Annotated in this window: 15 protein-coding genes; 9 read left to right on the top strand and 6 right to left on the bottom strand. The window is 39.4% G+C overall.

Annotated elements, in window-relative coordinates; all coding sequences use genetic code 11:
- Positions 1–16: 16 nt before the first annotated feature.
- The 3 genes from H8B21_RS16030 to H8B21_RS16020 are packed head-to-tail and all read left to right on the top strand — an operon-like array spanning position 17 to position 3,019.
- Entirely contained in the window at positions 17–1,021 is a 1,005-nt protein-coding gene (locus H8B21_RS16030) for a GRP family sugar transporter (protein ID WP_190314737.1), read from the top strand.
- A 17-nt stretch (positions 1,022–1,038) separates the two neighbouring features.
- Positions 1,039–2,076 carry a nucleoside hydrolase gene (locus H8B21_RS16025; protein WP_190314736.1) on the top strand — a complete coding sequence of 346 codons (1,038 nt, stop codon included), beginning with the start codon at positions 1,039–1,041 and terminating at the stop codon, positions 2,074–2,076.
- A 55-nt stretch (positions 2,077–2,131) separates the two neighbouring features.
- Positions 2,132–3,019 (top strand): endonuclease/exonuclease/phosphatase family protein, encoded by an 888-nt coding sequence (locus H8B21_RS16020; RefSeq protein ID WP_190314735.1) that lies wholly within the window; start codon positions 2,132–2,134, stop codon positions 3,017–3,019.
- A gap of 27 nt (positions 3,020–3,046) precedes the next feature.
- Here H8B21_RS16020 and H8B21_RS16015 read toward each other — a convergent pair whose 3' ends face one another.
- On the bottom strand, positions 3,047–3,988 hold the full coding sequence (locus tag H8B21_RS16015; RefSeq protein WP_190314734.1) for a YihY/virulence factor BrkB family protein: 942 nt from the start codon (positions 3,986–3,988) through the stop codon (positions 3,047–3,049).
- A gap of 16 nt (positions 3,989–4,004) precedes the next feature.
- Positions 4,005–5,765 (bottom strand): AMP-dependent synthetase/ligase, encoded by a 1,761-nt coding sequence (locus tag H8B21_RS16010; RefSeq protein ID WP_190314733.1) that lies wholly within the window; start codon positions 5,763–5,765, stop codon positions 4,005–4,007.
- Between the two features lie 174 nt (positions 5,766–5,939).
- On the opposite strand from H8B21_RS16010, the gene H8B21_RS16005 reads away from it, so the two are divergent.
- A complete protein-coding gene (locus tag H8B21_RS16005) occupies positions 5,940–6,467 on the top strand; it encodes a hypothetical protein (RefSeq protein WP_190314732.1) in 528 nt (175 codons plus the stop codon).
- On the opposite strand, the gene H8B21_RS16000 is transcribed toward H8B21_RS16005, so the two are convergent.
- On the bottom strand, positions 6,464–8,203 hold the full coding sequence (locus H8B21_RS16000; RefSeq protein ID WP_190314731.1) for a M61 family metallopeptidase: 1,740 nt from the start codon (positions 8,201–8,203) through the stop codon (positions 6,464–6,466). The genes H8B21_RS16005 and H8B21_RS16000 overlap by 4 nt on opposite strands.
- A gap of 112 nt (positions 8,204–8,315) precedes the next feature.
- Between H8B21_RS16000 and H8B21_RS15995 the strand changes: the two genes are divergently transcribed.
- Complete coding sequence (locus tag H8B21_RS15995) at positions 8,316–9,179, top strand: N-acetylglucosamine kinase (protein WP_190314730.1); 864 nt, start codon at positions 8,316–8,318, stop codon at positions 9,177–9,179.
- A 25-nt stretch (positions 9,180–9,204) separates the two neighbouring features.
- Positions 9,205–9,720 (top strand): glutathione peroxidase, encoded by a 516-nt coding sequence (locus H8B21_RS15990; protein ID WP_190314729.1) that lies wholly within the window; start codon positions 9,205–9,207, stop codon positions 9,718–9,720.
- Here the strand turns inward: H8B21_RS15990 and H8B21_RS15985 are convergent.
- Positions 9,715–10,305, bottom strand: coding sequence for a thymidine kinase (locus H8B21_RS15985; RefSeq protein ID WP_190314728.1), 591 nt, complete (start codon positions 10,303–10,305; stop codon positions 9,715–9,717). The genes H8B21_RS15990 and H8B21_RS15985 overlap by 6 nt on opposite strands.
- A gap of 94 nt (positions 10,306–10,399) precedes the next feature.
- Here H8B21_RS15985 and H8B21_RS15980 point away from each other — a divergent pair, with 94 nt between their 5' ends.
- Positions 10,400–11,368, top strand: a complete 969-nt coding sequence (locus tag H8B21_RS15980; protein ID WP_190314727.1) for a hypothetical protein — start codon at positions 10,400–10,402, stop codon at positions 11,366–11,368.
- Between the two features lie 41 nt (positions 11,369–11,409).
- Here the strand turns inward: H8B21_RS15980 and H8B21_RS15975 are convergent, their stop codons facing one another.
- On the bottom strand, positions 11,410–11,868 hold the full coding sequence (locus H8B21_RS15975) for an ABC transporter substrate-binding protein (protein WP_190314726.1): 459 nt from the start codon (positions 11,866–11,868) through the stop codon (positions 11,410–11,412).
- 144 nt (positions 11,869–12,012) lie between these two features.
- Between H8B21_RS15975 and H8B21_RS15970 the strand changes: the two genes are divergently transcribed.
- The gene (locus tag H8B21_RS15970; protein ID WP_190314725.1) at positions 12,013–12,330 is read left to right on the top strand and encodes a YbaB/EbfC family nucleoid-associated protein; all 318 of its coding nucleotides are present in this window, start codon (positions 12,013–12,015) and stop codon (positions 12,328–12,330) included.
- A 68-nt stretch (positions 12,331–12,398) separates the two neighbouring features.
- Positions 12,399–13,082 carry a metal-dependent hydrolase gene (locus tag H8B21_RS15965; RefSeq protein WP_190314724.1) on the top strand — a complete coding sequence of 228 codons (684 nt, stop codon included), beginning with the start codon at positions 12,399–12,401 and terminating at the stop codon, positions 13,080–13,082.
- A gap of 43 nt (positions 13,083–13,125) precedes the next feature.
- On the opposite strand, the gene H8B21_RS15960 is transcribed toward H8B21_RS15965, so the two are convergent.
- Positions 13,126–13,983, bottom strand: a complete 858-nt coding sequence (locus H8B21_RS15960) for an N-acetylglucosamine kinase (RefSeq protein ID WP_190314723.1) — start codon at positions 13,981–13,983, stop codon at positions 13,126–13,128.
- Positions 13,984–14,497 lie beyond the last annotated feature (514 nt).

Genomic DNA, 14,497 nt, shown 5'->3' with positions numbered 1-14,497 from the left:
AATCTAAGTATTAATTATGTTTATCGTACACGATTATTTTCAAGCAGTATTTTTCTGTGTTATCACGATGCTCTGTTGGGGATCATGGGCTAATACACAGAAACTTGCCAGCAAGAATTGGCGTTTTGAATTGTTTTATTGGGATTATGTGTTGGGCATTATGATCTTTTCATTGCTTAGTGCATTTACCTTTGGGAGCATCGGACAGGAAGGAAGGGGCTTTGTGGCAGATTTGCAACAGGCTGAATGGGGGAACATACGAAGTGCGATCATCGGAGGTATCGTCTTCAATGCCGGCAATATCCTGCTTTCGGCTGCAATTGCTATTGCCGGGATGTCGGTGGCTTTCCCGGTTGGCGTGGGTATAGCGCTGGTGCTTGGGGTGTTGATCAACTATATGACGGCACCAAAAGGAGATCCTGTTTTGCTGTTTGTCGGTGTAGCGTTGGTCATGGTCGCTATATTGGTCAATGCCTGGGCTTATAAACTAAAAAGTGCAGGTACGACTGACAAAGCCAATACCAAGGGTATAGTGCTTGCTGTATTGGCAGGTATACTGATGGCTTTCTTTTATCGATTTATCGCGGCTTCGATGGATCTGGAAAACTTTGTATCGCCTGAACTCGGAAAGATGACACCCTATACGGCTGTTTTTATATTTTCAGTGGGAATATTGCTCAGCAATTTGCTTTTTAACACTATTCTAATCAATCGTCCTTTTGTCGGTAATCCGACGAGCTACGCAACTTACTTCAAAGGTGGATTTGGCACGCACCTGACGGGGATATTGGGCGGTATAATCTGGGGGGTGGGCAATTCACTCAACCTAATTGCAGCGGGTAAGGCCGGCCCGGCTATTTCATACGGACTGGGACAAGGAGCCACGTTAGTTGCAGCGCTGTGGGGTGTGTTTATTTGGAAAGAATTTAAGGATTCACCGATCAATGTGAACGGTAAGCTGGCGATGATGTTTCTGTTATTTTTAGTAGGATTGGGACTGATTATCGCAGCGGGACAATAATAAGTAGTATAAAAAATATGAGAATGAAAAATATTGTATTAGCAGTTTTTATTTTACTTGGACAGGATGCATTTTCCCAACACCATACCCATCCGTTCTATATGGAGGGCAAGTTTAAGGTTATTTTGGATACAGATATGGGAAATGATATTGACGATGCGTTGGCGTTGGATATGTTATACAAATATGCAGACCAGAGGAAAGTCAACTTATTGGCGATTATGAACAATAAACAATCGGATTACTCCACACGGTTTATTGACCTGATGTCTACCTGGTACGGTTATAAGAAGATTCCTATAGGCAGGATTGAAAAGGGTGTATTTATTAATGACTATGTAGATTATAGTAAGAATATGGTTGAGTATAACGATACAACCAAACTATACAAATATTCGATCGAAAGACATGACGAACTATTAGAGGCACATGAACTTTATAGAAAAATTCTGGCTAAGCAGAAAGATCAATCGGTAGTGGTTATATCGGTTGGTTTTTCTACCAACCTTGCCAGATTATTACAATCTAACCCGGATAAGCATTCTCCATTAAGTGGCCTGGAACTAGTAGCAAGAAAGGTGAAATACCTCTCGGTCATGGCAGGCTCATTCGGCGAACGGAAACGTGCAGAATTTAATGTGATCCATGATCGTCCTGCAGCACAGTATGTCATGGCTAATTGGCCCACAGGTATCGTGCTTTCACCATTTGAAGTAGGCACGAGTGTTATCTATCCAGCCACGACCATTGAGCAGGATTTTGATTGGACTGCCAACCATCCCCTAGTAGATGCCTACAAAAAGTATAGATCATTCCCCTACAATAGGCCAACCTGGGATCTCACCTCGGTATACTATGTTGTAGAACAAGAGGAAAATCTCTTAAATATCTCCAAATCAGGTACACTAAAAGTGGATGATGAGGGTTTTACCCATTTCTCGGAACAGACGAATGGCAAGCATTACGTTTTGTCTATCACTACCGATAATGCAAAATTGCTACAACGGTACTTTATTGACCTGATTAAGCAAAAACCAAAGCGATATCATAACTAACTATATATAAGATTTTTTTGTATTATTGTAAATAATAGATCAACTTAAACATATTATGCAGAATAAACTTCCAATTGTTTTATTAACCGTTTTTTTCCTAGCTTTTATAAATGTTCCAGCAGTAGTAGCCCAACAGAAAATTAAAATTTTATCCTACAATGTATTATACGGGCTACAAAAGGATTCCGTTGAAAACATAGAGAGGTATAAACAACTCATCAATGAACTACAACCCGATATCGTTGCAACACAAGAAATGAATGGTTGGACACAAAAAACATTGGAGGAGCTTGCTAAAAGCTATGGACATTCTTATGCGTTACAATCAAAAGAAACCGGATTTCCTGTTGCGTTAACGTCCAATACTCCGTTAGTAAATTTTAAGAAAATAACGGAAAATATGTGGCATGCCTATATTTACGCCAAAGTAAAAGGTCTCCATATCTTTGTTATTCATTTCTCGCCTTTCAGTTATCAGAAACGTTTGGAAGAAGTTACTGAGATTATTGCGCAGGCGGGCGAGCTACCGGCTGGCGAACCAATATTGATCATGGGTGATTTTAATGCTATGGCGGAATCGGATCGTGAGCAATATGGAGGAAACCTTGTGCAAACAATGCAAAAAAGCGAAGAAAAGCATGCACATATCCGTAATCTGAATAACGGACAAATTGATTATTCTGTCCTAAACAAGCTCAAAGAAGCAGGGTTTAGAGATTCATACAAGCTGTTGAACAAAGAGTTCATCAGCAGTTTACCTACCTTCAAAGATGGTAACGGAAAAATCACGCGAGCACCATCAGGCATACCAAGACGTATAGATTTTTTATGGTGCAATGATGCGGCGGCTAAGCGGGTAATAACTAGTACGATATTAAAAAACGCGCAAACACATTATATCTCTGATCATTATCCGGTATATGTGGAAATGACTGTTGAATAATTTCTTTATGTGCTTCGGTTTTTTCGCTTACTCCACTTCTTTTACTTCTACCCGAACCGCATATGAATTAGGTCGCACACCCCGTCCGTATTTAATTGCGTAATGTTTGGTAAACTCAGCACCGAAATATAAAATGGCCGCGGAGTAATATACAAAACTGAGCAAAATTATAATTGAACCAGCTGCCCCAAACGAGCTTGCGGTAACATTGGACGACAAATACCATGAAATAAGAGATTTCCCTAATAAAAAAAGTAGGGCGGTGAAGATTGCACCCCATAGTACATCACGGAAGCGCGTTCTAGCATCAGGAAGAAAAGCAAAAACACAAGCAAATAAGGTTGCGATAATAAAAAACGATACCCCTGTGTTAATTAGGTTAATCATTTGCAAATTGATGTTGGGGATATATTCACCTAAAAAATCACCCACTTTCCCCATTAAAAGTCCAATTACGCTACTAAGGATAAGAGATGCCATGAGAAGAAATCCCAAACCTAAAATCATAGAGAAAGAAAGAAGGCGATCCATAATGATTTTAAGCCACCCTTTTTTTGGTTTTACTTTGATTTGCCAGATTTCATTGATGGAGTTTTGGATATCGACAAAGATTGTGGTAGACGAAAAAATAAGCGTACCGATACCGATATAGAGACCGATACTGTTTTTACTCTCCAAAGATATTTTTTGAATGGCTGAGTCGAGCATGTTGGCGATATCAGGGCCGAAAAGCTGATTGAGTTCGGTCATAATTTCATCTCGAGCACCGTTTGGACCTTCCATCTGGCTACCATAAAAGAAACCCAAAGCCCAAATTAAAATTAATATCAAAGGGCCGATAGAAAACACCGTATAATAAGCTAACGAAGCACTTTTTTTAAAACATTTATCGTTGAGGAAACCATTGACTGCGTCGAATAGAAGCAGTCCAAACCCTTTTAGTTTTTGCCAAAGCGTTTCTTTCTCCATGCGTATAATTTTGTTTTTAATGTTCGTATAACCGGTTGATTATATCTTCCGTATTTTTTAGAATGATTTTTCTTTTCAGACTCAGCTTGGGAGTCAGTTCACCGTTGTCGATCGTCCATTCTTTGGGAAGAAGCTCAAATTTTTTTACTTTTTCCCACTGCCCAAAGCCAGTATTTAAGCGATCAATCTCCCGCTGGTATTTTTCGATGACCTGTGCATCCTTAACGATCTCTTCCTTCGAAACAAAAGATATACCTTTATGTTTGCACCATTTTTCCAATTCTTCGAAAGCAGGTACAATTAGTGCTGCAGGAAAACGCTGATTTTCGCCAATAACCATCACTTGCGCAATCAGTGTAGATTCCATCAGTTTGTTTTCCACTGCTTGCGGTGCCACATACTTACCGCCAGCGGTCTTAAACATTTCTTTTTTCCGATCAGTAATTTTAAGGAATCCATCTGAGGTAATCTCGCCAATATCGCCAGTATGCAAATAACCTTTTTCGTCAATTACTTCACGAGTGGCCTCTTCATTTTTATAATAGCCCGGACTTATGCTTGGACCTTTAACAAGGATCTCTCCGTCGTCTGCAATTTTCACATCTAGATTCTTCAATACCCGTCCGACGGTGCCAAATTTAACGTCGGTTCCCGCATGTGAGTTGACCGCTATAACAGGGGATGTTTCCGTTAGACCATAGCCTTCCAATACTTTGATGTCTGCTGCCCAAAAAATGCGACCCAATCGTTCTTGAAGAGCGGCACCGCCCGATATAATCAATTTGATGTTCCCGCCGAGTGCCTCTTTCCATTTAGCAAAAATAAGTTTGCGTGCAATACTCAGTTTAAACCGATAGAAAAAGCCGTTTTTTGGCGGTTCTTGAAACTGGTGTCCAAGTTCTACAGCCCAGAAAAATAAGGCTTTTTTAATACCCGTTAATGCCTTTCCCTTTTCAATTATCTTGTCGTATACTTTTTCTAGAACGCGAGGCACAGTCGTAAAAATCTGCGGTTTTACATCGTTGATATCGGCTACAATATTATCCAAGTTTTCCGCATAATAAACTTGGATGCCTTTGGAAAGATAAAGATATACCACCATCCGCTCAAAAATGTGGCATAAGGGCAAAAAACTTAGTGCTTTGGTCGTATCTTTCGGAACAAGATATTGGCAGGCTTCCACGTTGCTGAGAATGTTTTTATGCGTCAAGAGTACACCTTTCGGTTTTCCAGTTGTGCCGGAAGTATAGATGAGTGTGAGCAAATCATCACTTTGCACAGCATCCTTATAAGGTTGCAGATCGGTATCTTTTGATGCACCTAGATCGATGAGGTCTTGGTAGCATGGTTTGCCCAGTACGTCATCGAAAGTATATATCTCTATGGACAATTGCTGTTCTTGTATAGCCTGTCCCGCTTTTAGAGCGAGCTCCGCATTACTTGCAAAAAGCAATTTCACTTCTGCATTATTGAGGATAAAAGAAAGATCTTGCGCCGATAGTGTGGGATACAACGGAACAATAGCAATTCCAAGCTGGTTACAGGCGAAGTCTACAATATTCCATTCAGGACGGTTTCCCGACATTAGGGCGACTTTATCTCCTTTTTTCAACCCCTTGGAAAGAAGAGCTTTGCTGAGATTGTTGGTAAGCGCTATAAAGCGCTCGCTGGAGTAAAGTTGCCATTCTCCATCCTTTTTCCCTGCAACCATACAGGTGTTGGCGTTCACGGATACACATCCGTCTAGAATATCAAACAATCTATTTAGCTGACTCATATATCGCTCCTATTATGAGGTTTACAATCTTGTATTCCTATACTAAGATAATGTTTTTACGAGAAAAGTGCGAATATCATACCAAAAATATCAGACAAATGATAACAGAATTTAACTTTTGAACGTTTAAATAAAATATTACTTTTGGTGAACGTAAAACTTAGTACAGTATTCATGAAGAAAGCAAATTGGCTGTTATTGACATTAGGAATTATTTTATTTTCATTTGATACATCATGGGCACAATTGGATAGCCAACATGCTGTGGGTGGACGCTTTGGAAGTGCCACGGGTTTTAGTTACCGCTATACGTTAGCAGATGATCGAGCTGTGGAGGGAATCCTTAGTATACAGAGCAATTCTAAATCAAGACGGTTCCGACTGGTTGGACTTTATCAATATCATAGACCTTTGGCAGAAAACTTTACTTGGTTCTATGGATTTGGCGGTAGCGTAGGGAGTTTTCGTTACAAATCTGAGGTCATTCAGACAACAAATCCGGATGGCTCCGTCACAACGAGACGTACCGATCCAAAATCGGAGCTAGCGTTGAGTATAGATGGTATAGTGGGAATAGAATACAATATTCCGACGACACCACTTTCCGTTTCGCTGGACGTTAAACCTTATTTCGACTTTTTGCAGGAGAGTTCGATCAAGTTGATAGATCCTTTTGGCCTGACTATTCGATATAAATTTTAATAGGATACCGAGAGCCAGATCTCGCCTATGTTCTTTTCAGTAGGTGTTGCATCTGGCTTTTCTCGAATACTCCATTGCTGTCTGGTCGAACGGCGAAGTGGAGTATGTATGGTACGTATTAATCCGTCTCTGGAAATCAATACGTCAATAATTTCATCTATTTGACCATTTTGCAGGATAAGCTCCAATTCTTTGCCAGCAATGTCTAGCCTGTTTCCATTGATGGCAATCAGTTCATCGTCAACATTTAACCCAGCATCCCAAGCAGCTGAACCACGCTCTACATTTTTAATGACTATTCGTCCGTCTTGGTTTGCTATTTTGATTCCTAAAGACAGTTCTTGCCTGTCACGATTTAAATCAATCAATTCATATCCAACACGGTTGAAATACATATTATAGTCAAGTTCCTCCGTACTATGTGCTGCTTTGAAAATCGCCGAGAGATCTACACCTGTTACCGTCTCTGCCAACGCTTGAAACTCTTTCTCTTCGAAGCCTCTGTTTTCCTTTTTATAAAACGAGTGATAAGCAGCTCGAAGCACGTCATCCAGTCGTTTTGTACCCTGTGTTTCTGCCAGAATATAAAGATCTAGTGCAACGGCTAGCATCGCGCCCTTGTTATAGTAGGATATACTTGTATTTGCGGAGTTTTCATCGGGTCTATAATGTTTTATCCATGCATCAAAACTGGCTAAAGCAGCAGATTGGACACGGTAACCCGGACGATTATATACTTGGTTGAAATCATTAACTAGCATATCAAGGTATTCCTGTACGGAGAAGAAGCCGCATCGTCGGATGATGAGATTGTCGTAGTATGAGGTGAATCCCTCCATTATCCAAAGGCCTGTAGTATAGTTCTCTTCATCGTAATTGAACGGTCCTAATTCTTTTGGACGAAGCCGTTTTACATTCCAAAGATGAAAATACTCGTGAGCTACGAGGCATAGGAAGTTTTTATAAGCGTTAGGCACTTGATATGCATTTCGGCTAGCCCCCAACACCGTAGAGTTGAGGTGTTCTAATCCACCACCACCCGTTTGATAGTTATGGGTAATAAAAACATAATTTGTATTTGGATTTTCTCCCCATATTGCCGTCTCTTCTTCTACTATCTTTGTTATATCAGATGTCAATTGTTGTTTGTCGTAATTTCCACCCCCCACCATGGCAAACTCATGTGGCACACCTGCTGCTTCGAAATGCCATATATCTTGATTTCCAATTTCGATAGGAGAATCATACAGCGTATCAAAGTTTTCCGCGTAAAAGATGTGTTCATGGGTAGCCGTTTTTGGTAAGCCTGTTGAAATGTGGTGCCATTTCTCTGGAAGTATAATCGCTAAAGTGCAGGGAAGATCGATATGATTTTTTATATACATGAAGGTAGCCGCTGGGCTAAGAAATGCGCGGTCTACATTGATCATATTTGTTCTCACGGATATTTCGAAACCATATACCCGATATCGTATTTTAATATGGTTAGATGGACTTTGTACACGCCATGTATTTTTAGAAATCTTCATGCAATGGATACGGTCTGCAGTTGCAAAAGCTTCAACAAGTTCCACATGACGTTCGTATTCGCGGATCAGGTAGGAGCCTGGTGTCCATACAGGCATACCAAAGTCCAGTGTCGTCCCGGTGAAATCACTAATATCCATTTCAATTTCTACATAGTGCGTTTGAGGTTCCGTAAACGAGATGGTAAAATGTATGCGAGGATTTGACATGATCTGCTGATTTTATCGCAAAGCTACACAGATTGAAGCAAAGCTTCAAAAGTATTTTATACACGAAAAATTGTTATCTTTGGGATGCACAATATAAATTTAAACAGCATATATGATTTTAGTTGCAGATAGTGGTTCTTCCAGTTCTGATTGGATGCTTAATTTGCCAGACAGTGCACCTTTATCTTTTCGTACAAAAGGATTGAATCCATTTTTTGTAAATGAGAAAGAAATTGCCCGGGTAATGCAGGAAGTTCCTGAAATATTGCCCTATGCGAGCGAAATTCATGAAGTTTATTTTTTTGGAGCCGGATGTGTCACACCCGATAGACGGGAGATCGTTTCCAATGCACTGACGGAAATTTTTCCAACCGCATTTATTTCTGTTGAAAGTGATATGTTAGGATGTGCCTATGCTACCTGCGGACACAATAAAGGGTATGTTTGTACGATAGGTACAGGGTCAGATATAGGCTATTACGATGGTGAAGAATTGCATCCAAGTGTACATGGAGTGGGATATGTGCTAGGCGATGAGGGATCGGGCGCTTGGTTAGGGAAGCGGCTTATCGTAGATTTCCTTTACGAGAAGATGCCGAAAGACCTAACTAAAAAATTCGCAGAGAAATATCGTGTCAATAAAGATATCGTCATAAAAAATGTATATCAAAAAGACCGTCCCAATGCCTATCTGGCATCCTTTGTAGAATTCATGGCCGAAAATAGATTGCATCCCTATATCGACGCGTTGTTAAAAAATGGATTTGATGAATTTATCCGTACGCATGTTATTACATATCCAGACTTTTGGGAGTATAAAGTTAACTTTGTAGGCGGTATTGCCTACCATTTTGATTTACAGTTACGTGAAGTATGCGAGGTATTGGGTGTTCGTGTAGGATCGATTTTAAGTAATCCGATAGAACAATTATTCCATTTTGTTGTTGAAAGAGAAACAAAACTGATCATTAAGTGAAGAAGGGAGAATAAATTAGATACAGATGAAAATAATAGCGAGTATAATATTATGGGCTTCGATGATGTCCCCGACGGCGTCGATTTATGATTTCAGTTTCACATCCATCGATGGCAGAGAAGTGAAGATGTCGGAATTTAGGGGCAAAAATATATTAATTGTCAATACGGCTTCAAAATGTGGCTTCACCAAGCAATATAAAGATTTACAGGCTATGCATGAGCAGTATGGTCACAATTTGGTGATTATCGGTTTCCCATCTGATAACTTCGGCGGGCAGGAACTTGATAGTAATGCGGAAATCCAAGATTTCTGTGAAAAAAATTACGGGGTCACTTTTTTATTGTCTGAAAAAATTAATGTGAAAGGGAAGGATATCAATCCCTTGTTTAAGTTTTTGACTACACAGGAAAATCCTGATTTTACAGGAGATATTAAATGGAATTTTGAGAAGTTTTTGATCAATAAAGATGGGAAGTTAACACATCGCTATCGCTCTCGTACGAACCCATTGGACAAAGCGATTACTAGTAATTTATAGGTTTTCGTCCCGTAATCCAAAATAGCATGTACGGCAACGTGGCTCATAGTTGTTTTTCTCCCCTAGAAGTATACGATCTTCACTTGTTGTTATCCGGTAGGAATAGGTCGCGGGTGCACCACACTGCACACAGACAGCGTATACCTTCGTAACATGTTCAGCCATTGCCATGAGGGCCGGAACAGGGCCGAAAGGAAGTCCCTTATAATCCATGTCTAATCCCGCTACAATGACGCGGATACCTCTATTGGCCAGCTGCACACAAACGTGCGGAAGTTCATCATCAAAAAATTGAGCCTCATCAATACCAACAACCTTTGTTTCATTGCTCAATAGTAAAATGGCCGAGGAATGTGCGATCGGTATTGACGGAATGCTGTTACTATCGTGCGATACAATGGCATGATCGGCGTAACGAATGTCCATGGCCGGCTTAAATATCTCTATGGGCAGCTTAGCAAATTGTGCTCTTTTCATCCGTCGGATCAGCTCTTCCGTTTTACCGGAAAACATAGAGCCACAGATGACTTCTATGCTGCCTGCTTGTTTATTCTTTAGGATAAAACTATGTTCGGAAAATAGCATGGGATTCTTTAAATTATTCTTCCCTATAATCTGTGCTAATATCGAAATTATATCTTAAATTTGAGTGTTCTATATCAAAAAACGAGGTGTAAAAATGGCATATACAAAGGAATCTATATTTTCAAAAGTAGGGGAACTGTTGGTGGAGATTAACGATGATTATACAATATTATCAGATAAAAATATAGTAGAATCAGATGAAGTCTTGTTATTATTGGAAGCAAAGGCTAAATTTTTAACGAGCCATATCGAGGTACTACGAAAATTAACGGCAACGACAGGAGGGGAGGGGGAGATTCAGGAAGTCCCATCGATAGAAGAGCAACAGTCAGAAGTGGACGCTGTAGAAGCAGTTCAGAACGACCAGAGACAAAGTAGTGGCGAATCTGGTTCAATAGATGAGAAACCTCGGGTTGCCGAACAAACACAGACGGAGGTACCTCCATTGGAAGAAAATCCGCAGCATATTGCGGCAGACGAAGAGGAGCCGTTGGCACCACAAATACAATCGACACCTATTGAAAAAGGAGAGCAACCTCATCAAGTAGCAGAGGAGCCCGAAAGCTTCAGGCAGGAAGAAATTAAGTTTCAACAAGAGCCCGTTGAAGACTCGAAACCGGAGGTTGTTGTTAACGAAGTTATAGAAAAACCCAAGGAAATTGTATTGGAAGAAAGCCAAAGTATACCGGATACTGAGGAAGAGAAACCGACACGTCCATTGACATTGAATGAAATTCTTCAACAGCAACGTAAAACAGGAGCAATCACAGCAACAGCAGTATCGAGCTCGACATCCTCGGCTCCGACAGGAGGGGATAAAGATAAAATAGTGGATCTGAAGTCTTCCATCAGTCTGAACGACAAACTGTTGTTTATTAAAGATTTATTTAATGGTTACTCACTAGCATATAGTGAAGCAATCGAACTTTTGAATCGATATGCTACTTTTGCGGAAGCGGATACTTTTTTACAGACAAATTACGCATTGAAAAATAACTGGGCAGATAAACCACAAACAGTAGAGAAACTATATGCAATTTTGCGAAAAAAATTTATGTTTTAGAAAAAATCGATATAGCATAAAAAAAGGGCCTATCGCCTTTTTTATGCTATATCGAACTGAACCCAATCCGTTCCTTTTCGTCCGTAAATAAAATATTTTGGTTGTACAATCTCTGCACATATTTCTAAATCATGTAGAAAATCGCTGCTCTCCATTCCAAAATTTCTTTTTTGAATAATATATACATTATTTGATTGTACGGCGTCCGTTCTACTTAATATTTCGTCTAAAAGAAGAGCGGGTACATCTGTATAGAGTTTGTCGTTTTCTTGAACAATGAATAATAAGGATGGATTATCGTATTTCTCTGTAAGCAGTTTTCCTCCTGCAATAGCTATGCTATCCCCAAGTTGTTCATTAAATAGGGGTTGAAAACCTGTTTTCTGTTCCAGTATAAGAACCGAAGGGCGTTGATCTTCGGGAATGAATTTAAGTTTGTGTATGAGGATATTGATCTCTTCATCCAAATGTTCAGCCAAATTCGGCTGAGTTTGTTGCATATTTTTAAGTAACGTATTATAAAAGTTAAGATTTTGCATGTATGTTGCGCTCATTAAGTTGCTGTAAAGTTAAGTTTTTGTTTGTTCTTTTTTGTCCCTATGTCATAGGTTTCGTAAATTGCATCATAAAACGAGGGATAGATTATGTTTGACAAATTGTTTCAGGCGCAGCAAAAGGCCGAAGAAGTAAAAAAGCGTTTAGATAGTATTTCTGTTTTTGGAGAAACAGAAGGTGGTAAAGTGAGAGTCGTAGCTTCGGCTAGTAAAGAAATAAGAGAAGTTACCATTGATGACGAGTTTCTTAAGCAGCTCGACGATAAAGAGGAATTGGAGGAGCTGCTGGTCGTCGCATTGAATAAAGCTTTGCAGCAAGCAGAAAACGTTAGCCAGGCGGAAATGCAAGTCGTGTCACAAGATTTACTTGGCGGTCTTGGCGGCTTGGGAAATTTATTTGGGAAATAGAGATTGGAGACCGGAAACTAGAGATTAGCAATAAGCTCTGATTACGAATTACGAATATCTAAAAAGAAATGGAAGTTACTTATTATGGACAGTCATGTGCCGCGTTTGATTTCAACGGAAGTAAAGTATTGTTAGATCCTTTTATTACGTATAATCCGTTGGCAAAAGATATTGATGTCAACGTTTTAAAACCTGATTATATTTTTTTAACGCACTGCCATGAAGACCATGTGGCAGACATGAAAAATATTCAATCGAATAGCGGTGCCACGGTTGTGGCCGTTGTGGAGACTGCAGCGTGGGTGAGAAAACAAGGGGTGCCGGACGACAAAGTTATAGAATATAATTTTGGTGGTACGCTTTCTTTACCTTTTGGAAAGGTAAAAATGGTTTATGCGCTGCATACCAACAGTACACCCGAGGGAGATTATGCAGGTGTGCCAGTAGGGTATGTGTTTTTTGTGGGTGATAAGAAAATCTATTTTGCAGGGGATACGGCTTTAACGTTGGAGATGAAGTTATTGGAAGATTTACAACTAGATTGGGCGTTTCTGCCTATTGGCGGGCATTATACAATGGACGTTGACGATGCTATTAAAGCTGCCCAATTTGTAAATTGCAAAAATATTATTGGAGTGCATTATAATACTTTCCCGCCTATTCATATCGATATGGAAGAGGCTAAGCAGAAATTTGAAGCAAACGGATTGCATTTGCACTTGCCGAAAATTGGTGAATCGATCGCATTATAAAGACGTAGAGACGGGCAATTGCTCGTCTCTACAAAAAATATTATTAATTCTTCGTTGTTCTATTGATGTGGTATACCACCAAATCATCTATTGGCGAGCGTATGATCTTACCAACTTCCATTCCATAGCGCTTAGCCGTCTCTTCTAAAACATTGCGGAAATTATAGGCCACAGAACCAATACAATTGAAAGTATGCTTCTGATAATCGGGGTATTTGCTAACTAGATTCTTAAAGAATGTATCAAAAGCCTCTTCCACTATACCGCGTGTATACTCGATATTGACGTTGTTATCATATACAAATTTGCTGAAACTAGCACAGAACCGATTAGCTAGGGGTTTTGTATAAACGTTGTCCATGATTTCATCAGGGGTTAGTTTATATGTTTCAAAAAACAATTTTTCAACCGCTTCTGGCATGAGCCCACGGATAAAGTCTGTTAGCAATTTCTTTCCTATAAAACTTCCGCTCCCTTCGTCTCCTAATATATATGCAGCAGAATCAATGTTATGGGTTATTTTCTCTCCGTCATAGATACATGTGTTGGTGCCCGTTCCCAAAATCGCCGCGAAACCGGGTTGATCCGCAAGTAATGCGCGTGCGGCGGCAAGCAGATCGTGACCAACTTCTACCTTGGCATTCGGAAATACTTTTTGCATCGCCATTTCGACAATTTTAGCTTTCTCCTCGTTATGTACCCCCGCTCCGTAATAATTTACTTCGGTAATCTTTTCGAAAGGCAAATCACTGGGTAGTCCTTTTTTTAGTGAATTAACAATATACTCACTGTCGACAAAATAGGGGTTATAACCCTCTGTGTTGAAGTATATCTTTTTGTTTGAGTCATCTAACAAACACCAGTTTGTTTTTGTCGATCCTCCGTCCGCAATGATTATCATTATAGATTTGGTTTTATTGTGTTATGTTTTTGTTGCTAATTTACTTTTTAATTTTTTGCTAATACTTGCCCGAAAATACGTGTTTCTGTTTAAAAACAAGAATTTTAGATATTAAAAAATAAACCGATATAAAAAAATAAAAGCCTTTTTTCTGAAAAAAGATCCTTTAATGGGTTATTAAGGCGGTTTTTTTGTGTTGTAATTTTTTTTAAAGCTTAGTGTATTTTGTACAATATGCTTTAAGGTTTTGAAAAAACTCTTTTTCATCTAGCTGTTAAAACAAATTTGGATTATAAGCGTTATAGTAATGGTTGTCTAGGAATCTTAGATCCTAGTTCGTTGCGAACGGTCAGCCTCAAAAAAAATATTTTATAAATTTTCTTTGAATATACAAATGTTATGTTATTTTTGTGCCAATTCTCAGATTTATCCTAGAGAGGGGGAAATAGCTTACATTACATTAGTAAAATAGTTATGTACCTCTATCATATTTTTAGCATATCTAAAAAAAAAT

Origin of the sequence: Sphingobacterium chuzhouense (assembly GCF_014692525.1) — a bacterium.
Taxonomy (GTDB): Bacteria; Bacteroidota; Bacteroidia; order Sphingobacteriales; family Sphingobacteriaceae; genus Sphingobacterium; species Sphingobacterium chuzhouense.
Note: the sequence above shows the minus strand (reverse complement) of the source record. Positions and strands in the feature narration are given on the sequence as shown.

Coding starts and splice junctions, on each gene's coding strand:
- H8B21_RS16000 (WP_190314731.1), bottom strand. CDS start 8,203: ATGTCAAATCCTCGCATACATTTTACCATCTCGTTTACGGAACCTCAA.
- H8B21_RS15995 (WP_190314730.1), top strand. CDS start 8,316: ATGATTTTAGTTGCAGATAGTGGTTCTTCCAGTTCTGATTGGATGCTT.
- H8B21_RS15965 (WP_190314724.1), top strand. CDS start 12,399: ATGGAAGTTACTTATTATGGACAGTCATGTGCCGCGTTTGATTTCAAC.
- H8B21_RS16020 (WP_190314735.1), top strand. CDS start 2,132: ATGCAGAATAAACTTCCAATTGTTTTATTAACCGTTTTTTTCCTAGCT.
- H8B21_RS16030 (WP_190314737.1), top strand. CDS start 17: ATGTTTATCGTACACGATTATTTTCAAGCAGTATTTTTCTGTGTTATC.
- H8B21_RS16005 (WP_190314732.1), top strand. CDS start 5,940: ATGAAGAAAGCAAATTGGCTGTTATTGACATTAGGAATTATTTTATTT.
- H8B21_RS15960 (WP_190314723.1), bottom strand. CDS start 13,983: ATGATAATCATTGCGGACGGAGGATCGACAAAAACAAACTGGTGTTTG.
- H8B21_RS15975 (WP_190314726.1), bottom strand. CDS start 11,868: ATGCAACAAACTCAGCCGAATTTGGCTGAACATTTGGATGAAGAGATC.
- H8B21_RS15990 (WP_190314729.1), top strand. CDS start 9,205: ATGAAAATAATAGCGAGTATAATATTATGGGCTTCGATGATGTCCCCG.
- H8B21_RS15985 (WP_190314728.1), bottom strand. CDS start 10,305: ATGCTATTTTCCGAACATAGTTTTATCCTAAAGAATAAACAAGCAGGC.
- H8B21_RS15980 (WP_190314727.1), top strand. CDS start 10,400: ATGGCATATACAAAGGAATCTATATTTTCAAAAGTAGGGGAACTGTTG.
- H8B21_RS15970 (WP_190314725.1), top strand. CDS start 12,013: ATGTTTGACAAATTGTTTCAGGCGCAGCAAAAGGCCGAAGAAGTAAAA.
- H8B21_RS16010 (WP_190314733.1), bottom strand. CDS start 5,765: ATGAGTCAGCTAAATAGATTGTTTGATATTCTAGACGGATGTGTATCC.
- H8B21_RS16025 (WP_190314736.1), top strand. CDS start 1,039: ATGAGAATGAAAAATATTGTATTAGCAGTTTTTATTTTACTTGGACAG.
- H8B21_RS16015 (WP_190314734.1), bottom strand. CDS start 3,988: ATGGAGAAAGAAACGCTTTGGCAAAAACTAAAAGGGTTTGGACTGCTT.